This window comes from Chitinophaga sp. W2I13, from assembly GCF_050434005.1.
Taxonomy (GTDB): domain Bacteria; phylum Bacteroidota; class Bacteroidia; order Chitinophagales; family Chitinophagaceae; genus Chitinophaga.
Genome location: NZ_JBNPWD010000001.1, coordinates 5,660,769 through 5,679,475, shown reverse-complemented (window position 1 = coordinate 5,679,475; position 18,707 = coordinate 5,660,769). Strand labels below are relative to the sequence as shown.

The following is an 18,707-nucleotide window of genomic DNA, read 5'->3' as shown; positions in this document are numbered from 1 at the left end:
TGAATAACGACGATATATATTTAAATAGACATACCTGGTGCCCAAAACGAATGCCACGTAGAAGAGCCCGTACCATAGCGAATTTTTAAAACCAAACCGGCTCCTTTTTGTTCAAAAATGAACACTTTTCTTACAAAAATGAACATTGCATCTCCATCCGATTGTTAATTTTCGCTGAACATAAGCCTGTCTGAATTGTTCATCCAGTTATTGGCAGTAATTTCGTACTAATCTGTTTGTACCAAAACACATGCATATGAAAACAATGCTCATCCTGACGGATTTTTCAGAAAATGCTTTCCGGGCTACAGAATATGCAGCGCAGCTGGTAAATCCGCTTCAAATCAGCCGGATCGTTTTGTATCATGCTTACCAAAGCACTATTATAGGTACTGATTTACCCGTAGCAAATACCACCAATGATCAGCAGATATATCTCGAAAGTATGGAAAACCTGGGCCTGCAACAGGATCGCCTGTCAGCGCTCGTAAAAAATGTAAGGATCGACCTGATGGCGGAAGATGTTTCACTTCCCGTACACATCAGCGGGCTTTGCAAGAGTGAAGAAATAGATATTGTGGTGATGGGTGTTTCCGGTCGTTCCGGTCTGGAGAAATTATTACTGGGCAGCACTACTTCCATGATGATCCAGGAAAGCAGCGTGCCGGTACTTATTGTTCCCAACAGCACGCTGATTGGTAAACCCATAAATTCTGTGGTATTTACTACCGACCTGAAAGACCATGCATCCATACCGGCGCATCAGCTGTATGAGTTCCTGGATGCCTTTCCCGGAGCCGCTGTGCAGGTCATCAACGTAGATAAATCAGCCGGTAACAGCTATACTGTAGAAACAAAAGAATCCATTACCAGTTTACATGAAATTTTTGATAAGTACAATGCAGCCTTCGATTATATTAATACAGATAATACAGTAGAAGGTATTTTATCATACGCCAATACCCACCATTCCTCCATGATCATTGTGGTGCCTAAAAAACTGGGCGCAGTAGCCTCTTTCTTCCATAGTAGCGTTTCCAAAAAGCTGGCGTACGATTCCAATATCCCGCTGTTGTCATTACCAGCCGTAAAGGCATAAAAAAGCTCCGGTTGTGGCCGGAGCTGTTAGTTGTTTCGTTTTCCCTACGCTGGCATTACCCAGATCAGGTGCTTGAGTATGATCTCAGATCTGTTTTACCAGACCACCCCATTCTGAAACATCTGATAATAAATGTCGAAAAATCGTGCCAGTGAAAAAGGACGGTTTTTAGCTATTTTTCTGGTAAAAATCTCTACAGGATGTAAAAAATACGCGCCACTGCTGTGACGAAAATCCCTGGTTATATGCACGAGCCTGGCTTAAATCAGCACTTTATTATCCACGGCACATTTTATGAGCATCGCGGTATTCCGTGCATTGAATTTACCCAGCAGGTTCCGGCGATGACTATCTACCGTATCTGAACTGATAAACAGCTTCTCTGCAATTTCATGATTGGTATGACCGTTGGCAATGAGCCACAATACTTCCTTTTCCCTTTTGGTAATATGTAACGGCAGCAGGTCTTTTTTAAGCGACTGTTTTAATTCTGCCGATAGATAGGTGTGCCCGGAATATACGTCGTGTATTGCCCGCAGCAATTCTTCCTTATCGGCATTTTTCATCAGGCAGCCGCTTGCACCGCTGTCCAGCATCCCGGCAATGCCGCTGTCGTTTTTATGATAGCTCAATCCCAGTACCGCAATATCCGGGTACCGCTTTTTAATGCTGGCGCAGAGTTCTGCCCCACTGATATCAGGCAGCAGGGTATCCAGTAATACAACATCGGCAGTGTGCTGATCTAAGAAGCGAAGACAGGAAATTCCGTTCCTGGTTTCACCTGCTAAGTGAATATCTTTTTCCATACTGAGTAAAGATCGCAATCCTTCGAGTATCAATGGATGATCATCAACGAAATATAAACGGATCATGGTTTTTCTGTTTGCTGTAACGTCTGTATGCGATGGCATAAATAATATCGGGCGAACAACTGAAATGCTCATTTACTATGTATGTAATATAGTAAAAAAATCAAGACAAGTTTAATCTATCAGCATACATTCTCCCCATGCCGGTTTGATAGAGGTATCCGCAAAACTGATCAGCGACAGCCCGATGCCCGCAATACCTTCCAATACATTATGACTGTTAATATAATCGGGATGATGATAAAATTTATACCCGGCAGGCCCATCATCCCAGGTATTCATTTGCAGGGTATTTTGCAGCCAATAGCGGGAGGCATTCAATAAAGCGGTATCACCACCGGCCAGTCCGGCCTGTTGCAGGATATGGGCAATGCCTGCGCTGCCATGACATAAGCAACCGTCGTGCACGGCGCCATTTTTTACATTCCGGTGTGTGGCAATGTGTTTAAACAGCTGTTGAGCTTCCTCCTGGTAATCGGTTCTATTTAAACGTTTGCCGGCTCCCTGCAATGTGATGGCAATACCAAGATCTCCATAGCACCATCCAAGCCTGCTGTGCGCGTCGCCCATTACTTTATTGACGGCATTTACAATAGTAGGATAGCGTGAATGCGTGGCTTCTGCCGCGGTATTTTTTGTATGCAGCAACCATTGAACACTGTTGTTGATTAGCTTGCCGGCACGTTCCTTTGCAATCCCGTTTTCATAGCACCTTGCGAGTACGGAGATGATGGCAGGAACACCATGTGCCAGTCCGAGGTTAAACAGGTCTTCATCAGGATGCTGCTGGCTTCTGCTGGAGAAATGATCTTTCCAGGCAATGCCGCCGGGTAACGAGATGGCGCTTTCTTCCAGGTGAGCCACGAGGTTTTCCAGTTGGGCAACTGCAGTGGCAGCCGGCAGCCGCTCCAGGAAATAAAGTGCTGTGCCAAGGCCATGATGCAGGAAATCATTTCTTCCTTCCGCTAACTCGGACGCCATAAAATCTGCTACCAGCAGATCGATGTCTGCAAAGGTATCTTCGGTATCATCGGCTTCAATAAATCCCATGGCGCCCAGGTGCTGAATACACCAGGATATGCCTGCAATTCCGCTGCAGTGAGAACCATTCATGGGCTCTTCAGATAATGCCTGCAGGCATTTTTCTATGATGTAATGGACTTTGTCCAGGTGTTCTTCCTTACCGGTGAGCTGATAATAGTAGGCATAAAACAAGGCCACGCCGGTATATCCCCCCAGCAGGCTGGTATTGGTATCTTCCAGGATAAATGGGTCCAGCGCTGCGCAGATCCTTTGCAGCGCGGATGTAGCCTCTTGCTGTTGATCCATATAATAAATTGCCGTTATAAATATATAATGGCAAAACACGTATGCATACTGCAATACATGTTTTGCCATACAGTCAGGTTGCTGTGAAAATTATCGATCAGTTACTGATCAGTAGCGACAAGAGTCGAGGCTGCAAATAGGAGCGCCCTGGCTGATGTTGTCAGTACAAATCCGGAGCGAACACAGAACGGAACAGGTGCCGACGGTTGCCGCCATCTGTTGTCCTGTTGCATTGGAAAGACTGGCCACTTTTATTTTACCCAGACTGAGTTTTTTGCCTGATGTTTTTTTCATGACACAATTTTTTTAACAGTACAATGATGAAATTAGAAAATGCAGGAGTCTTCACTACATACAGGTGCACCCTGGCTAAGACAGGTGATCTTAACACTTGGAACACAGGCCAGTGATGGAATGAATTGAGCAGCTCCCCTGCTGTCATTATTGACTTTGCTGAGGTCGGCCACTTTAATTTTACCGAGACTCAGTTTCTTACCGGATTTTTTCATGGTTGTTCAGTTTAATTAGAAGCAAGGATCTTTGGAAATAGGTGGAGTACATTTCATAAACAGGCTGCAGCCGGTATATGTAGGTGCTTTACCATCGGCCTGTTCCTGGCTGCTGATACTGAGTTTAGCCACTTTTAATTTACCGAGGGCCAATTTCTTTACAGGTGTTTTTCTCATTTCGCAAATGTTTATGGTTGAAAAAATAAATAGACAATAAGTTTGGCAGGTTCAATATAATAGGGTCATTCGAAATACAGGTTTTATAAGATTACAGGATTGATGATAAATGTAGGTAGAAAGTGAGAATATAGGGATCACGTAAAAACGTGATTTTTCACATAAAGATGTTTAAACATCCTTTTTACCGGTTTTACGTGATACTATACTGTGGCAGAAAAAATTACCTTCATTTTTTTAATGTTGACCTTGCGCCATGATCAGAGCTGAAAACTTCTATGTGGTAAGAACACCGCTATTACCGGTGAATATTGTCACTCAGTTACACCATATCTCCCAAGCCTCCCTCGCTCCTGTTATCAAAGCTATTTTCCGGGATGAGTTCCTGCAGGAAGCTATTTATATTGCTTCCCCGGAATTATACCAGGAGTTGCAGAAGTGGCTGGCCACCGACAGCGACAACCAGAAACTGGCATCAGCACTGTATCGCTACCTGCTGCGGATGAGCAGCAGATGCACGCCTTACGGTCTCTTTGCAGGCTGTGCCACCGGCGGATTATCGGATCATACGGCTATTCAACTGAATGATAAACAGTTGCATAAAAAACATTGCCGCCTCGACATGAACTATGTGGCAGAGCTTACCGCCGCCATTACTGCCATACCGGCCATCCGGGAACAACTGCTGTATTATCCCAACAACTCCTTGTATGCTGCCGGCAGCCAATATCGCTATGCGGCCTACAGCGTTAAAAATAAGGTCCGCAATTATTATCTCACCGCTGTAAATTATAGCAGCTACCTGGAAAAAATGCTGGAAACAGCCCGCAACGGCGCCACGCTGGCGGACATACGCAACAGCATTGTAAGTGAAGAAGAAGACATCAGCGCAGAAGATGCTGAAGTTTTCACAGAAGAACTATTGCAGAACCAGCTGCTGGTAAGTGAACTGGAGCCCACCGTTACCGGTGACGAGTTTTTTAGCCACCTGGTGAACCGGTTAAAAAACCTGGAGCATACCACCGAAACAACCGCACTGCTGACAACCATACAAGGTATGCTTAACCTGCAACAGACAGGCACCGGCAAGTATACCACCACCCATGAACTGGTGCAGTCGCTGCTCACGGAAACCAGTAACAAAGACCTGGTACAAACAGATCTGTTTCTTTCAACCGCAAAAAATACCCTGAGCCATACCGTTATCAATGAATTGTCCGCCCAGGTAGCGCAGCTGTGGAAACTGGCCAGCAACGATAACAACAGCGACCTGCGGCAGTTTTGCGATGCCTTCCGGCAACGGTATGAAGAACAGGAAATTCCGCTCAGCCTGGCCCTGGACAGTGAAGCCGGTATCGGCTATGGCGCCCATAGCCAGAGCAATACAGACCATACGCCGCTGGTAGATAATTTACACCTTCCACCACGTAATACCACGTCTGCCGCCCCCCGCAGTAAGTTGCAGGACTTTCAGCTGCAACAGCTTCATCAGTGCCTGAAGGAAAACAAAAAGGTGATCACCCTCACCCGCGAGCACCTCGAAAGCTTCCGGGAAAAAGAAACACCCTCCCTCCCCCACAGCATGTACCTGATGGGAAGCATACTGAGCAACAGCGCCGCATCTATCGATAACGGCGACTACCTCTTCGATATGAATGGCTGCAGCGGCCCTTCCGCCGCCAACCTGCTGGGAAGGTTTTGTCATGGTGATGAAGAACTGGCCGCCCATGTAAAAGCCTGTTTAAAAGCGGAAGAAGCCAGCGACCCGGAAAAGATCTATGCTGAAATTATTCACCTGCCGGAATCACGGACAGGCAACATTCTTATGCGGCCACGGTTACGGGAGTACGAAATTGTATACCTGGCCAATAGCCTCGCCCCGGAAGCATATCAGCTGCACCTTTCCGATCTGATGGTGAGTGTACAACGTAATAAGGTAGTGCTGCGCTCCAGGAAACTGAATAAAATTATTGTACCACGCCTCAGCACCGCACATAATTACCGGCAGGGACTACCGGTTTATAAATTCCTGTGCGATCTGCAATTCCAGGACTATCATACCGGCATTGGCTGGCACTGGCAGATACCCGGCGAGGTCTCCTTCTATCCGCGCGTGCAGTATGGCAACATCATCCTCAGCAAAGGAACCTGGATGCTGCACAAAAAATCATACCCCGCACTGGCTAAAGCAACCCCGGAAAAGTATACGGAAATTTTCCGGGACATCAGCGCCCAGCTGGGGCTCCCCCGTTATGTAGTGGTAAAGGAAGGCGACAATGAACTGCCAGCCGATCTTGAAAATGAAGTGGCGGTGCATCTGCTGGTAACCACCCTGCTGAAAAAAGAACAGGTAACCCTGCAGGAGTTCCTCCATACACCCGGAAATTGCTGGATCAACGGCCCCGATGGCGCGCATACCAACGAATTTATTATTCCACTCAGGAACATATCTTCCGAAAAAGAAAACAAACAAACAAACCAAATAATTACCACACCTGCCGGTACGCCTGTACGAAAATTCAGTACCGGCAGTGAATGGCTGTATGTTAAACTATACGCCGGTACACGGAGTGCGGAAAATATCCTGAAAGAAAAGATCCTGCCGTTAACACAGGAACTGATGCAGGAAAACATCATTGACCAGTGGTTTTTTATCCGGTACACCGATCCCGAACATCACCTGCGGATCAGGTTCCACCACAGCACTAATCCACATTTCTGGAGCACCGTATTGGAAAGATTGCACGCCGCACTGCCCACCGATAGCATACACCGGCTTCAAACAGATACCTACGAAAGGGAAATTGAACGCTACGGCGCAGATACCATGCTGTTTAGCGAAGCGGTGTTTCATTACGACAGTACATGCGTCATCAGTATACTGGATCTCCTGGAAGAAGAAGAAGGTGAAAACTACCGCTGGATGCTGGCATTGAGAGGGGTGGACATGCTGCTGAATGATTTCGGGTATACGCTTCCAGCCAAATCGGCCTTATTGAAAATGCTCCAGAAAAGCTTCTTCGAAGAATTTGGTGGTGAAAAGTCCTTGCTAGTACAACTCAACGACAAATACCGGGAAGAAATGCGGAAAGTGAGCAGTATACTTGATCCTATGCAGGACAGCGAACAGGGTATTGAAGCGGCCGTGGCTTGCTTTCAAACCCGCTCCGCTCATATACAGGAACAGCTTGCAGGCATACAGCTCGCCAACCGCGACGATCTCCTTTGCAGCTACATTCACATGTTCCTTAACAGGATCCTGTTATCCAATCAGCGTAAACATGAACTGGTGATCTATCATTTCCTCAGCAGGTATTATGAATCCATGATCGCCATCTCTAAAAAACAGCTCAAAGCAATTACTCACTAAATACATATTGGTATGAAAAAGAAGAATGAGCAAAAAATGAAACTGGGCACTATTAAAGTGGCCAGGTTAAGTGCCGGTATTACATCCACCGATCAACAGCAGAAAAAGATCACTCATCCTACCACTACGGTAATCAGGACTTTCGACTGCTAACTGTTTCACCGGGGTGCCGGCTGATTTTACACCGGTACCCTGTTTTAAAGTCTTTCTACTTCACTCAAAGGCAACCTGATTTCTCCAATTGGGTTTACCACCTTCAGCATCAGTTCTCCATAATGCAGGTAGAGATCGGCCACTATGGCGCCATCTTTTACTTTCCATTTGGTGTTTGTTTGCAGGTAGCGCTTTAATTTCTCCTCCAGCTGCGCGGTTCCTTTCCATTTCCGGACTTTCAATAACGCTACATACACTTTATATCCTTTAGGTTGTGAAGCGGCAGTCATCAGTTTCATCATCTCTTCCTGGTTAGCGGTATGGTAAATGCCTTTTCTATAATCCGCTGAAATATGTTGCAGGTGCTCATTTGCCAGTGCAAGATGCTTATAGGGGGTAATGAGAAAAGTTTCAATGGCATCCGTATCAAAATGATCTTTCCCACGCGGATAACTTTGCCTTACGAAAGCAACAAATCCATGCTTTGTTAAAGACATCACTAATTCCGGAGAGAGCAGCGCCAGGGGATTATGCATGAGCTGAATTTAACATTTCCAGGAAAGATACTAAGATAGTTAGTACTTATATAAAATAAAAAAGCCCTGATGGCCACTACAGCATGGTTCTCAAGGCTTTTTTACATTATTCATTTGCTTTCTGAAACAAAAATACTAATATTTTTAGTAAATCCTAATTTATTTTATCCACTGCCTCAACTTGGCCCTACATAACTATCATGTTTGGTCCATATGAGGGCGCCGGTATCATATCCCAGTGCGGCGGCGGTTGCCAGGAAACGGATTTTAATATCTTCGGGGATAGTCCGGGTACGCGATAAAATCCAGATATAGTTCAGGTTGTTGCCGGCCACCAGGGCATACTGATATTTTTCGTCGATATCAATGACATTATACCCGGCGTAAAACGGTCTGGAGAAAGATACTTTTAACCGGGCTTCGTCAGGTGTACTCACAAACGCAGCTTTACCTTCACTTTCTTTCCAACGGTATTTCTTAGTATCATAACCCTTATTGTCCACTTTTATCTCCCCGTTTTCCTTTAATGAATAGGTGGCAGAAACATTGCTGAGATAATGTTCAAACCGGTAATCCAGCCTGGCGATTTCATACCAGGTGCCAAGGAATTTTTGTATGTCAAAAGGAGAAACAGCTTTGGCCCCCTTAGGAATGGACACTTTGGTATTATTATACAACAAATATGCGGCGGCAGCAGACGCAGCTGCTCCCAGGACCAGCAATTTTTTATTCATAAAGCATGATTTTTAAAAATGATGTGTCTGAATTTGCGGGAGGTACCGCAAAAAGGCTGCCTGACCGGAAGTGATTGCTGGCAGGGAGTTTTAAAATAAAAGGCGGGCCGGGAGTGTTGCCAAATTGCTACAAATAGAGGTAAGAAATTGAGAAGGGCAAGGAAAGTGAGCTCGCCTACAGGGCAGACATTTCCATCCTTCGTTGAAACCCTTCCAGGAACTGCGCCACATGGAATCCATCCATCAATGCATGATGCACATGCACAGATACAGGCATTATTTTCCGGTCGCCCACTTCTTTTACTTTACCGAAAGTAATTTTAGGGCAGCTATCTTTAAATGAAAAACTCCGCGCATGAGATACGGCGGTAAAGTTAATCCAGGGCAGGGAGGAATAATGAATCACATTCTCTCCCGACACAGCTGGTATCAATCCTGTACTCTGACGTACTCTTTCAATTTCTGCTTTGCTGCTGGCTTCAAATGCGGCTGCATCTTCATAAAAATTCATATATGCAAAACCAAAAGTACCGTCGGGCCGGTTAATGGTAGGCGATGCATCTACCTGGTCATACACCCACACTTCATCACCGGCTATGCGGTAACGGAAAGGGGGAACTTCGTTGGCGGCTGCCAGCGACTTATGCAGGTAGCTTAAAAAGAAGGAGTCCCCGCTGGCTTTGGCGTTGTTAAAGGCAGTGGTGCAGTCGATGTCGGTGGTGATCCCGAAAAAAGGTTCTTCGAACTGGCGGAAGAAGTTAAAGTGTTCCTTTCTCGCCCAGGTGTCCAGATCTAATAATTGTTTCATAATATCAGGTGCGGCAGGATATCTGCCATTGTAGTAAACTCATAAAAACGGGGATCTTCGATTGTATGATCGATGTGTTCATGCTGCCAGGTGGTATGGTACGGAATATGGATAGCATGACCGCCCAGTGCCAGCACCGGCAATACATCCGATTTCAGGGAGTTGCCCATCATGAGGAATTCTTCCGGCTTGCAATCGAGGTGCTTTATTAATTTAAGATAGTCGCGTTCCTTTTTATCGCTCATAATTTCAATATGATGGAAATAATGCTCCAGGCCCGATTTCCGCAGTTTGCGTTCCTGGTCCAGCAGATCGCCTTTTGTAGCCACTACCAGGCGATACTTGCCGGAGAGCGCCTGCAGCACCTCTTCTACCCCATCGAGCAGCACAATGGGCTTATCCAGCATTTCTTTTCCATACTGGAGCACCTTATGGAAAACTTCCGGGCTGGCAGTATTCTCGGATACGCGCAGCACGGTTTCTATCATGCAAAGCATAAAAGATTTTATGCCATAACCATAGAGTTCCAGGTTGGCCATCTCCGTTTTAAACAGCTCCTGCGATACGGTATGATGCGGCAGGTAATCTTCCAGCAGGCTGCAAAAAAGGGCTTCTGTTTCCTGGAAGTAAGGCTCGTTTACCCAAAGGGTATCGTCGGCATCGAATGCGATCACGCTAATGTCAGAGATCATTGTTATTTTTACGTTTTTCCGGATGCAAAAATAGAACCCGGCAGTTTATAAAACGGGACATTTGTCCCACTTCTTAAAAGTATGTTACGGACCAATCCTGCTTTTCTTCATTTCATGGAACAATTCACCGCCAGCAGCGCGGAAGGCGAAGCAGTGGCCATTAAAACCTTTACTGCCGGCACGCGGCTCATCCGCCAGGGTGATACCATCAGTCATGTTTATATTATCCGGGAAGGTATTACAAAATGTTATATTGAAGAAGATAACGGGAAAGACTATATTTTCGAATTCCTGGGAAAGGGTGAAATTACCGGCGACCTGGAAGGCATCAGGAAAGAAAAATGCCTGTGTAATATTGAAGCCATTACGCCCGTAACAGCATATGCCATTCCGCATACCTTGTTTAGCTGGCTGCTGGTTAACAATACGGAGTTCAACAGGCTGATGTTGGAAGAACTGGTGATCCGTATCCGCCAAACCTGTATCCGCGCGTCTTACCAGCAACTATACCCGGTAGAATATGCATTGCTCCGGTTGCTGGCGCTGGAAGCGGAACAAGACATTGTTATTCCCAAAAAGGATATGGCATCTTACCTGGGTATTACGATCCGGAGTTTTAACAGGACCCTGAAAGAACTGAGATCCAAAAATATCCTGGATCCGCAGGGGATGAACATTGATCTCAGCCGGAAGCAACTGGAAGAAATATTGCGCCGGTTTGAGGATATGGGATAACGGCCACCTGTATACGAAAACAAAGGGCTGTTCCTTTTTACAGCAACAGCCCTTCTGTTATTTACTTGAATAATCTCCACTCGCTTAGCTGGAAATCCACGCTACCATTGGTGGCGGTTACATACACGGCATAATATTTATACGCTGTAGTATTGGAAATGGCAAACTGCCTGGTTTGATTCCGGGCGCCAAACACCTGGTTTGTTTGGGTATCGAGTACCGTCCACGTAGTACCATTATTGGAGCCTTTCAGCTGCCAGTTTTTAGGATCTCGGTCTGTAGCGTCGTTACCGGAAGTAAGGGTATATGATTTCACGGTTTGCCCGGTGGCAAACTGCAGCTGCATTTTAAAATCAGCGGGCACCGCATTCACAAATAGTTTGGTGCTGTATACATTATCGGTGAGCTTCAAGGAGCCTTCTGCCGCGGAGGCGCCACCATTGTTTTCTTTACTCACGGTAATCGTGCCTGAACCGGTGATGTCGTCCGAAGGATAAGTGATACCCGGGAAATCCGTTTTTGCCTGCTTCAGCTGTGCGGTCCAGTCGTTGCCCCCTTCATCTTTATTGCCAAAGGCAGTGAGGGCCAATTGCTTCAGATCTTTATTGGCAGCGCCGCTCCAGTAATGTACAAATTCCCCGAAGTTAAGGCCGCGGGTGTATTCGGGGTAAGTGGTGATGCCGTTATTGTACGTTTGTTTGGGAAAATGCTGCGCCAGCAGTGCGAAGAATTTATTCAGTGGCGCTACACCACCGTAGTTAGTATAGATTGGATAAAACCAATCCCGGAACCAGTAAGTGCCTGCGCGGGGATAAGCATCTGTTTGGGTGATCTTCATGTTATACCAGCGGGTTACATCGGCACTGCGGCCCAGGGCCAGGTACACATCGTACTGGTAGATTTCCATCCATTTGCTGTCGTGCCAGATGCCAAACGCCGGGGAGCCGTGTACGCCTTTGGAAGCGCCTTCCACAATATGCCCCACTTCATGGGTGGTAAGGTCAATGTCGTTGCCTGCACCGGAGATCCAGGCATTGGGATCGGAGGAGCCTACATCTATTACGTTGCGGTAATCATGACTGGCATCCATATACGTAGACGGATGCCCACCGGAATATTTGCCGGAGTGCAGGATTACAAAGAGGCGGGAATCGTCGCCAAAAGCACCGTAAGTGCTTTTGGTATAGTTCCATACCTGCGCGAGGTAGGTGTTGGGCCAGGTAATGCTGCTGTTTACATCATTATCAAAATAAACTGCTACGCTGGTATCATAAAAAACGCGGTTAAGCAGCTGTTGGTGTTCAAACCAATGTTCCTGCCAGGTGACGGGTGGTGTGGCTAATACCTGCAGGTTATTTTTTCCGGAAACAGGTTGAAGATCACCGCCGGGAGCGCTTTTCTTTTCGCATCCCAACAGTATGCCCAGCACAATAAATGCCGCAGCAAACAATGAAGTTTTCATACGTTTTTTTTTAAGATGAGTGAATGAAGGGGGTTTCGGGTTTTCAATCATGCGCAACTGCTCCTGGTGAAGCAGTTGCTAATCAATGCAGTTTTGGTTGTTCAGGTAGATAAGTTAACACATCTTTTTACAGTAACCTGTCAACGGATTTTAAACAATTGTAAACAGATATTAAAAGGATACATAAAAAAAGGTGCGCAGTACGCTGCACACCTTTTTTACTTTTTATTGCCGCTGCTATTCTGTTGCGCGGGTGTACAATCCCCTGTCCATAGTCACTCCCAGGCGTTTCATCATGCCCGGCATATCAAATCCTTCTTTTTTGTATTCCGCCTGCACCTGTTCTTTGGCGTTGGCTACCGCCGCTTTGTTTTCCCACTGCGCAATGGTAACATACACCAGGTTGTCCTGCTCATCAAAATATTCATAGGCAGCATCTGAAATAAAGCCGGGGAGCGTTTTAATGAAGTGCCGGTTCACCGCCACCCGCTGTTTGAATTCCGCGATGTCCGCAGCAGGCACCAGAAATTTATCAATGAACTGTACCTGTTCTTTTACCGGCGCCGAGGCAATATCCGCCGGTAATACGCCCAGCGAGGTTAAAAACCCGAGGCGGTCGGTCTGTACTTCTGATGCGATGATTTTTCCATCTTTGAATTCATAGATGGCTACGCCGTTGATATGAATAGCTTTGCCGGTAGCAGGAATGTTTTTGTACGGCCCTGTTTGTGTGCCATACCAGGTCCATTTCGCCACTACCTTATTCCCATCTGATACCAGTGACGATAACTTCCATTGGATGTCCGGGAAAGCGGCGATGAGTGGCGCAATGGGGGCAGTAAACCCGTCAACACCCTTGTGCCCTTCCGGACCGGTATGCGCTTCGGATACAATGGACGGCAAGAGGCGCATGTCTTTTTTGTTCATGACATTTTCATATAATTCCTGTATGATGGCTTTGTTCTTTTCCATGTCAGCTATTTTAAATTCCTTTTGTTGATGAATGCTTTTTCCCTGTGAAAATGATATCGCTGGCAGCAGTGCAGTTACCAGGTATATCGTGAGATGAACGGTTTTCATTTGCTTTTCTTTTTACAAAAGTATCTCTCCCGCAAAACCCCGAATTGTAAAAAATCATTGATTTACCGGAACCACTTATCCTTATTCATCTTTTTCATTACGGTCAGTTTTTCTATCTTAGCTCCGATCTATTATCAGTAAAACCCACGTCTTTGAAATTTCTGATTAATTTTTTCCTGATAAGTATTATCAGCAACGGCGTTTATGCGCAGGCGGTACTTACAGGCACAGTGAACAATTCATCTCATACGCCCGTTGCTTATGCCATTGTACGCCTTCAACGGTTACCCGGGGATCCGCAGCAGGTATTGCAAACAGACAGCAGCGCCAGCTTCCGCTTTACCAGGCTGCCTGCAGGCGAATACGTACTGAATGCCGTTGTTGCCGGCTACCAGGCCGCCACGCTGCATTTCAGCATTCGTCGTGATACGGTGGTAAACATCGCCTTACAACCTTTCAATACCCGGTTGGGTGAAGTGACCGTTACGGCCGGCAAACCCGCTATTGAAAACAACCCGGATAAACTGGTGTACAATTGGCAGATCAGATGCTTATTTTAAACTGGATATCGGGCTGAAGGCGTCGGTGATGAAGAAGAAAGTAGACATTGTGTTAACCATGAATGATATTTGCCAGAGCAGCGCCATGACCATTAACGGCGCGCGGCAGCAGCTGAGCAACTTCCAGTTGAACCGTTACCTGAAGCTAGGCATCAGTTACCGCTTTGGCAGCAGGGCCGCTAAGCTGCCGGCAGGCGACACCGGCAACCAGGAAGAGAGAGGCCGTGTTCATTAACTGATGATAGAACCGGAGATTTATACACATCCCTTTTTTGCACAGATTCCAACACCGATTCAGTGCTGGCCTGCGGGCCAGCGCATAGAGCATGCCAGAAACAGCACTCGCAACCTGAGAATTTCCGCAGGTGCAGAATGGCTGCTTTTTGGTAGCTTAGCGGCCGGGAACTGCATATCCGGGCTTGCAACACCCGGGCAGGAAAACTAGATAAGTTAAAAAACCAACTTACTTTATTACCAATACATTAACAGGTGGTTTTGGGTTTATATGAAAGATAAAATCCTATATTAGGACCTTGAAAAAAAAAGCGGTATGCAGGCTTTTTTAGTATTAACCCATAACAAACTGATTTTGGTAACAAAAAGATTAAACAGGAGCTGCTAAATATTACTTACATTAACCCTTACAGGTATGCTGGTACAGGGAACCGGGCCAAGTATCAATTGCCGGAGTGACGTAAATGCTTAAAAAGTACATGAACATATACCAACATTATTCTTTTGATCTATGGTTAACTTTAATAAAATCGAATCCTTTATTTAAACAGGAAAGGACGCGCTTTTTTTACAACCATTTCAATCAACACCAAAAAACACTGGAAGAGGTAAGCCGCATATTCCGCAAAACAGATCTGCTATGCAATGCCATCAATGAAAAAACAGGCGGTAATATTGATGCGGAAGAAATGTAACCTTATGGTGATCAGTGAAATAAATGATGACGACAATGCCTTCGGGAGCATTGATCTGGCAGGGCTTTACGAGGAAATGGATGCCCTGGTGCTTAAACACCTCCCGGTTATTTATTGTTCGGAAACAGTGAAAACATTGCGCAGGATAAAAGCATCGTCTGACAGTACCATCAGTTTACTCAGTAACACCGCTTTTATAAAAGGCAGCACATTAAGACGGGTATTACAGGAGCTGGAGCTGGAGCATTTTTTCGATTTCCAGCTGTATTCAGATGAAACCGGCATGTCGAAACCCAATGAAAAAATGTTTCGCCTGATGCTGGAAAACGTGGCGATAGTAAGAAATGATACGGCAATCCCGCTAAGTAACATCATACATATTGGCGATAATGTAAAAGCAGATATTAACGGGGCGCAGGTGACAGGCATTCGTACTTTACTGGTCAACTCCAATCATCAATGTATTTCAAGTTTACTTAACTGATGACAACAACCTATTCACTTCATAAGATCACCCATGCCGGCCATTTCGGGTTTAGCCCCGATGACTACAGCCGTTTCAAGTTCGGGGACGACGCCGTTGCCGAAAAATTCGGGACCAGCCTGGCGGAAGGATTTATTGAGCATCACCTCAAAGGACAGGAAGTGCCGCAGTTTGTGGTAGTGTCAAGTCCATATTCCTTTATCCCAACGGCTACCTTTGCGATGAAAAACTATTTCGTTTTTCACTTGAACAGGTGGCTGGCAGCGCACGGGCACCCGGTTTTACAGGAAACCAAAGTACACCGTACCATTACCTACAAGGAGGATTACGGCGAACTGGATGCGGAGCAACGGTTAAAGCTGATCGGCAACGACAGCTTCCATATCGACCGCCACTTCCTGACCGGGAAGAAAGTGATTTTCCTGGATGACATCAAAATTACGGGAGGCCATGAAAGAATGATCCTGAAAATGGTGGATGCCTATGACCTGCCTAACGATGTGTACCTGCTCTATTATGCAGAACTGCAGAATAAAAGCATTCATCCCAACATTGAAAACCACCTGAACTATCATTTTGTAAAGTCCATCTTCCACCTGGAAAAAATCATCCAGGGGGAACAATTTTTCATTAATACACGGATTGTAAAGTATATCTTGAATTATGATTTCGATTCATTTTGTATTTTCCTGCAAAATCAATCCGATAAATTTGTGAATCTTTTGTATAATATGGCCCTGGGAAACGGTTATCATACGATAGAAGTTTACCAGAAAAATCTGAATTTTATTAATAATTACTTATTTAACAGAAAACATAAAAGCATACAACATGGCAATTAATTTGCAAAAAGGTCAGCGGCAAACGATTAATGCGCCCAAATTCGTAATCGGCCTGGGCTGGGACGCTAATGCTTCATCTACCGGCACCAGCTTCGATCTGGATGCTTCCCTGTTCGTAATGGGAGAGAATAAAAAGATATTATCTGAGCAGCACTTTATTTTTTATAATAACCTCGTATCACCCGATGGCAGCGTAGAGCATACCGGCGATAACCTCACCGGCGATGGCGGCGGCGACGACGAACAGATTAAAATTGACCTGTCTAAAGCAGATCCCAAAATTACCGAAATATGCGTAGTGGTAACCATCCACGATGCAGAAGCACGCCGGCAGAACTTCGGCCAGGTAAGGAATTCCTTTGTGCGTATATTCGACCCGGTTACCAACGAAGTATTACTGAAATACGAGCTGGAAGAAGATTTTTCTATTGAAACAGCTGTGGAATTCGGAAGAATTTACAAACGCAACGACGAATGGAAGTTTGAAGCAGTAGGCGTTGGCATGAAAGGCGGCCTGCAGGACTACCTGAACAAATACAACTAATCTATACACCACTATATCTAAATATAAGATCAACATGGCAATCAATCTTCAAAAAGGTCAGCGTATAAATCTCGAAAAAAGCAATGGCGCCAAACTTCAGAATATCTGTGTAGGGATCAACTGGGGCGCTATTGAAAAGAAAGGCCTGTTTGGCCTGTCTAAAACCAAAGAAGCGGTAGACCTGGACGGCAGCTGCGCAATGTTCACCGAACAGAAGCAACTGCAGGAAGTGGTTTACTTTGGTAACCTGAAATCAAAAGACAACGCGGTAAAACACAGCGGCGATGACCTGACTGGTGACCTGAACGGCAACGACGGCCTGGACAATGAAGTGATCACGCTCGATTTCTCCCGGCTGGATGCCAACACCAACTACGTGGCATTTGTACTGAACAGCTTCCGCGGACACGACTTTGGCACGATTCCTTTTGCGTCTATCCGCATTTATGAAGGTACCCCTGCCCGCGTGAACGAAGTATTTGCCACCTATGATATCGCCAGCGGCCCCGGCTTTGCAGGACACGTATCTATGGTGATGGGCGTTTTCTACAAAAAGAACGGCGAATGGAAATTTAATGCGATCGGTGAACCTACAAAAGACAAAAAACTGCAGGAAACCGTGAACACCGTTGCGCAGAACTACCTGTAGGATCACTTTTTGATAAGATAATATCAATTTATAATCAGATACCTTATGGAAGCAAACCCAAATATCACCGACCAAACCCTTCCTGCGGTAAGGCTCGACAAAGAGGGAAATGTGGATCTGGCGGTTATTACGCCGGACGATGCAAAGAAATACGGGGAAATAAGTAAAACATTGGTAACCACCGATGTAAATTCCATCCTGAATTATGGTACCGATGTACAGAATTCAATGGAAAAATACAGTAATGAGTTCCTCACTTCCGTACGTACCTATAACTCGGGCGAAGTAGGCGGGCTGATCAACGATCTGCTTACAGAACTGAATTATATCGACGTAGATGAGCTGAACCAGGGCGCTTTACAGAGCTTTATCTCTAAAATACCTTTCCTGAAAAAGCTGGTATTTGATGCCAAAAAGCTTTTCCAGAAATACGATACCGTTATCAGTAACATTGATAAGATCACCAATAAGATCAAAGCGGGCCGCATCAATTCACTGAAAGACAACAGTTCTTTGCAAACCATGTTTGATAGTAACGTATCTTACATCAAACAAATGGAAGATCTCATTATTTCAGGTCAGCTGAAATTCAATGAGCTCAGCCAGAAGCTGGCCGAAATGGAAGTGAATGCCGCCAATTACAATGACTATGAAATCGCTGATTTAAGGGATTTCATTACCCGCCTGGATAAAAGACTGGCGGACATGAAGATTGTGCGCTTTATTATGCTGCAGTCTTTAGCCCAGATCAGGCTGGTGCAAAACAACAATACTTCCATTGCGGAAAAGGCGCAATCGATCATTTCCACTACGATCCCTGTCTGGAAAAACCAGCTCACCATTGCGGTGGCGTTGCAAAGACAGAAAGCCAACGTGGAAATGCAAAAGAAGATTTCCGATACCACCAATACCATTCTCCAGAAAAATGCCGACCTGCTGAAACAAAACAGCATCGAGGTAGCGAAAGAGAATGAGAAAACAGTAGTATCTATTGAAACATTGAAGAGAACTACCCAGTCGCTGATTGAAACTTTACATGAAGTGAAAAAGATCCACGATCAGGGCACCGAAAGCCGGAAAGTGCTGAATGGTGAATTGCAGACGCTGGAAACAGAGCTGAAGAAAAATGTAACAAACGTTAGCTAA

The 18,707-nt window shown here is 45.6% G+C and carries 22 protein-coding genes; 11 read left to right on the top strand and 11 right to left on the bottom strand.

The window, feature by feature from the left end; translation table 11 throughout:
• Positions 1–256 precede the first annotated feature (256 nt).
• Entirely contained in the window at positions 257–1,099 is an 843-nt protein-coding gene (locus tag QFZ48_RS23515) for a universal stress protein (RefSeq protein WP_429049062.1), read from the top strand.
• Between the two features lie 260 nt (positions 1,100–1,359).
• Here the strand turns inward: QFZ48_RS23515 and QFZ48_RS23510 are convergent, their stop codons facing one another.
• From QFZ48_RS23510 to QFZ48_RS23490, 5 genes are all read right to left on the bottom strand, one after another.
• Complete coding sequence (locus QFZ48_RS23510; protein WP_429063894.1) at positions 1,360–1,971, bottom strand: response regulator; 612 nt, start codon at positions 1,969–1,971, stop codon at positions 1,360–1,362.
• A 111-nt stretch (positions 1,972–2,082) separates the two neighbouring features.
• Complete coding sequence (locus tag QFZ48_RS23505) at positions 2,083–3,297, bottom strand: lanthionine synthetase C family protein (protein WP_429063892.1); 1,215 nt, start codon at positions 3,295–3,297, stop codon at positions 2,083–2,085.
• A 108-nt stretch (positions 3,298–3,405) separates the two neighbouring features.
• The gene (locus tag QFZ48_RS23500; RefSeq protein ID WP_429049067.1) at positions 3,406–3,591 is read right to left on the bottom strand and encodes a hypothetical protein; all 186 of its coding nucleotides are present in this window, start codon (positions 3,589–3,591) and stop codon (positions 3,406–3,408) included.
• A 32-nt stretch (positions 3,592–3,623) separates the two neighbouring features.
• Positions 3,624–3,806, bottom strand: a complete 183-nt coding sequence (locus QFZ48_RS23495) for a hypothetical protein (protein ID WP_370912036.1) — start codon at positions 3,804–3,806, stop codon at positions 3,624–3,626.
• A 15-nt stretch (positions 3,807–3,821) separates the two neighbouring features.
• Positions 3,822–3,983 carry a hypothetical protein gene (locus QFZ48_RS23490; protein WP_159454461.1) on the bottom strand — a complete coding sequence of 54 codons (162 nt, stop codon included), beginning with the start codon at positions 3,981–3,983 and terminating at the stop codon, positions 3,822–3,824.
• Between the two features lie 256 nt (positions 3,984–4,239).
• Between QFZ48_RS23490 and QFZ48_RS23485 the strand changes: the two genes are divergently transcribed.
• Both QFZ48_RS23485 and QFZ48_RS23480 read left to right on the top strand, forming a co-directional pair.
• Entirely contained in the window at positions 4,240–7,353 is a 3,114-nt protein-coding gene (locus QFZ48_RS23485; protein WP_429063890.1) for a lantibiotic dehydratase, read from the top strand.
• 12 nt (positions 7,354–7,365) lie between these two features.
• The gene (locus tag QFZ48_RS23480; protein ID WP_370912034.1) at positions 7,366–7,506 is read left to right on the top strand and encodes a hypothetical protein; all 141 of its coding nucleotides are present in this window, start codon (positions 7,366–7,368) and stop codon (positions 7,504–7,506) included.
• A gap of 44 nt (positions 7,507–7,550) precedes the next feature.
• On the opposite strand, the gene QFZ48_RS23475 is transcribed toward QFZ48_RS23480, so the two are convergent.
• The 4 genes from QFZ48_RS23475 to QFZ48_RS23460 all read right to left on the bottom strand — a co-directional run bounded on the left by QFZ48_RS23475 (position 7,551) and on the right by QFZ48_RS23460 (position 10,276).
• Positions 7,551–8,042, bottom strand: a complete 492-nt coding sequence (locus QFZ48_RS23475) for a hypothetical protein (protein ID WP_429049073.1) — start codon at positions 8,040–8,042, stop codon at positions 7,551–7,553.
• Between the two features lie 176 nt (positions 8,043–8,218).
• Positions 8,219–8,776, bottom strand: coding sequence for a lipocalin family protein (locus QFZ48_RS23470; protein WP_429049075.1), 558 nt, complete (start codon positions 8,774–8,776; stop codon positions 8,219–8,221).
• Between the two features lie 175 nt (positions 8,777–8,951).
• Positions 8,952–9,584, bottom strand: a complete 633-nt coding sequence (locus tag QFZ48_RS23465) for a CatA-like O-acetyltransferase (protein ID WP_429049078.1) — start codon at positions 9,582–9,584, stop codon at positions 8,952–8,954.
• Positions 9,581–10,276 (bottom strand): HAD family hydrolase, encoded by a 696-nt coding sequence (locus tag QFZ48_RS23460; RefSeq protein ID WP_429049081.1) that lies wholly within the window; start codon positions 10,274–10,276, stop codon positions 9,581–9,583. The genes QFZ48_RS23465 and QFZ48_RS23460 overlap by 4 nt, the downstream gene beginning before the upstream one ends.
• Positions 10,277–10,357: 81 nt before the next feature.
• Here QFZ48_RS23460 and QFZ48_RS23455 point away from each other — a divergent pair, with 81 nt between their 5' ends.
• Positions 10,358–11,011: a Crp/Fnr family transcriptional regulator gene (locus QFZ48_RS23455; RefSeq protein ID WP_429063888.1), complete on the top strand. Its 654-nt coding sequence runs from the start codon at positions 10,358–10,360 to the stop codon at positions 11,009–11,011.
• A 61-nt stretch (positions 11,012–11,072) separates the two neighbouring features.
• On the opposite strand, the gene QFZ48_RS23450 is transcribed toward QFZ48_RS23455, so the two are convergent.
• Both QFZ48_RS23450 and QFZ48_RS23445 read right to left on the bottom strand, forming a co-directional pair.
• Positions 11,073–12,473 (bottom strand): hypothetical protein, encoded by a 1,401-nt coding sequence (locus QFZ48_RS23450; RefSeq protein WP_429063886.1) that lies wholly within the window; start codon positions 12,471–12,473, stop codon positions 11,073–11,075.
• Between the two features lie 237 nt (positions 12,474–12,710).
• Positions 12,711–13,553 carry an ester cyclase gene (locus QFZ48_RS23445; RefSeq protein WP_429063885.1) on the bottom strand — a complete coding sequence of 281 codons (843 nt, stop codon included), beginning with the start codon at positions 13,551–13,553 and terminating at the stop codon, positions 12,711–12,713.
• Between the two features lie 152 nt (positions 13,554–13,705).
• Between QFZ48_RS23445 and QFZ48_RS23440 the strand changes: the two genes are divergently transcribed.
• The 7 genes from QFZ48_RS23440 to QFZ48_RS23410 all read left to right on the top strand — a co-directional run bounded on the left by QFZ48_RS23440 (position 13,706) and on the right by QFZ48_RS23410 (position 18,707).
• The gene (locus tag QFZ48_RS23440) at positions 13,706–14,113 is read left to right on the top strand and encodes a carboxypeptidase-like regulatory domain-containing protein (RefSeq protein ID WP_429063883.1); all 408 of its coding nucleotides are present in this window, start codon (positions 13,706–13,708) and stop codon (positions 14,111–14,113) included.
• Between the two features lie 28 nt (positions 14,114–14,141).
• Complete coding sequence (locus QFZ48_RS23435; protein ID WP_429063881.1) at positions 14,142–14,348, top strand: hypothetical protein; 207 nt, start codon at positions 14,142–14,144, stop codon at positions 14,346–14,348.
• A gap of 644 nt (positions 14,349–14,992) precedes the next feature.
• Positions 14,993–15,526, top strand: coding sequence for an HAD family hydrolase (locus QFZ48_RS23430; protein ID WP_429063879.1), 534 nt, complete (start codon positions 14,993–14,995; stop codon positions 15,524–15,526).
• Positions 15,526–16,368, top strand: a complete 843-nt coding sequence (locus QFZ48_RS23425; protein ID WP_429063877.1) for a phosphoribosyltransferase family protein — start codon at positions 15,526–15,528, stop codon at positions 16,366–16,368. Before QFZ48_RS23430 ends, QFZ48_RS23425 begins: the two co-directional genes overlap by 1 nt.
• A complete protein-coding gene (locus QFZ48_RS23420) occupies positions 16,358–16,912 on the top strand; it encodes a TerD family protein (RefSeq protein ID WP_370912023.1) in 555 nt (184 codons plus the stop codon). The genes QFZ48_RS23425 and QFZ48_RS23420 overlap by 11 nt, the downstream gene beginning before the upstream one ends.
• A gap of 34 nt (positions 16,913–16,946) precedes the next feature.
• Positions 16,947–17,561, top strand: coding sequence for a TerD family protein (locus tag QFZ48_RS23415; RefSeq protein ID WP_420989365.1), 615 nt, complete (start codon positions 16,947–16,949; stop codon positions 17,559–17,561).
• A gap of 45 nt (positions 17,562–17,606) precedes the next feature.
• Complete coding sequence (locus QFZ48_RS23410) at positions 17,607–18,707, top strand: toxic anion resistance protein (RefSeq protein ID WP_429049099.1); 1,101 nt, start codon at positions 17,607–17,609, stop codon at positions 18,705–18,707.

What these genes read in the sequence shown, in the direction of transcription:
- QFZ48_RS23490 (WP_159454461.1), bottom strand. Translation starts at nt 3,983, where the DNA reads ATGAGAAAAACACCTGTAAAGAAATTGGCCCTCGGTAAATTAAAAGTG.
- QFZ48_RS23425 (WP_429063877.1), top strand. Translation starts at nt 15,526, where the DNA reads ATGACAACAACCTATTCACTTCATAAGATCACCCATGCCGGCCATTTC.
- QFZ48_RS23485 (WP_429063890.1), top strand. Translation starts at nt 4,240, where the DNA reads ATGATCAGAGCTGAAAACTTCTATGTGGTAAGAACACCGCTATTACCG.
- QFZ48_RS23515 (WP_429049062.1), top strand. Translation starts at nt 257, where the DNA reads ATGAAAACAATGCTCATCCTGACGGATTTTTCAGAAAATGCTTTCCGG.
- QFZ48_RS23510 (WP_429063894.1), bottom strand. Translation starts at nt 1,971, where the DNA reads ATGATCCGTTTATATTTCGTTGATGATCATCCATTGATACTCGAAGGA.
- QFZ48_RS23500 (WP_429049067.1), bottom strand. Translation starts at nt 3,591, where the DNA reads ATGAAAAAAACATCAGGCAAAAAACTCAGTCTGGGTAAAATAAAAGTG.
- QFZ48_RS23420 (WP_370912023.1), top strand. Translation starts at nt 16,358, where the DNA reads ATGGCAATTAATTTGCAAAAAGGTCAGCGGCAAACGATTAATGCGCCC.
- QFZ48_RS23480 (WP_370912034.1), top strand. Translation starts at nt 7,366, where the DNA reads ATGAAAAAGAAGAATGAGCAAAAAATGAAACTGGGCACTATTAAAGTG.
- QFZ48_RS23415 (WP_420989365.1), top strand. Translation starts at nt 16,947, where the DNA reads ATGGCAATCAATCTTCAAAAAGGTCAGCGTATAAATCTCGAAAAAAGC.
- QFZ48_RS23445 (WP_429063885.1), bottom strand. Translation starts at nt 13,553, where the DNA reads ATGAAAACCGTTCATCTCACGATATACCTGGTAACTGCACTGCTGCCA.
- QFZ48_RS23505 (WP_429063892.1), bottom strand. Translation starts at nt 3,297, where the DNA reads ATGGATCAACAGCAAGAGGCTACATCCGCGCTGCAAAGGATCTGCGCA.
- QFZ48_RS23495 (WP_370912036.1), bottom strand. Translation starts at nt 3,806, where the DNA reads ATGAAAAAATCCGGTAAGAAACTGAGTCTCGGTAAAATTAAAGTGGCC.
- QFZ48_RS23475 (WP_429049073.1), bottom strand. Translation starts at nt 8,042, where the DNA reads ATGCATAATCCCCTGGCGCTGCTCTCTCCGGAATTAGTGATGTCTTTA.
- QFZ48_RS23450 (WP_429063886.1), bottom strand. Translation starts at nt 12,473, where the DNA reads ATGAAAACTTCATTGTTTGCTGCGGCATTTATTGTGCTGGGCATACTG.
- QFZ48_RS23465 (WP_429049078.1), bottom strand. Translation starts at nt 9,584, where the DNA reads ATGAAACAATTATTAGATCTGGACACCTGGGCGAGAAAGGAACACTTT.
- QFZ48_RS23435 (WP_429063881.1), top strand. Translation starts at nt 14,142, where the DNA reads ATGAAGAAGAAAGTAGACATTGTGTTAACCATGAATGATATTTGCCAG.
- QFZ48_RS23455 (WP_429063888.1), top strand. Translation starts at nt 10,358, where the DNA reads ATGTTACGGACCAATCCTGCTTTTCTTCATTTCATGGAACAATTCACC.
- QFZ48_RS23470 (WP_429049075.1), bottom strand. Translation starts at nt 8,776, where the DNA reads ATGAATAAAAAATTGCTGGTCCTGGGAGCAGCTGCGTCTGCTGCCGCC.
- QFZ48_RS23460 (WP_429049081.1), bottom strand. Translation starts at nt 10,276, where the DNA reads ATGATCTCTGACATTAGCGTGATCGCATTCGATGCCGACGATACCCTT.
- QFZ48_RS23410 (WP_429049099.1), top strand. Translation starts at nt 17,607, where the DNA reads ATGGAAGCAAACCCAAATATCACCGACCAAACCCTTCCTGCGGTAAGG.
- QFZ48_RS23430 (WP_429063879.1), top strand. Translation starts at nt 14,993, where the DNA reads ATGCCATCAATGAAAAAACAGGCGGTAATATTGATGCGGAAGAAATGT.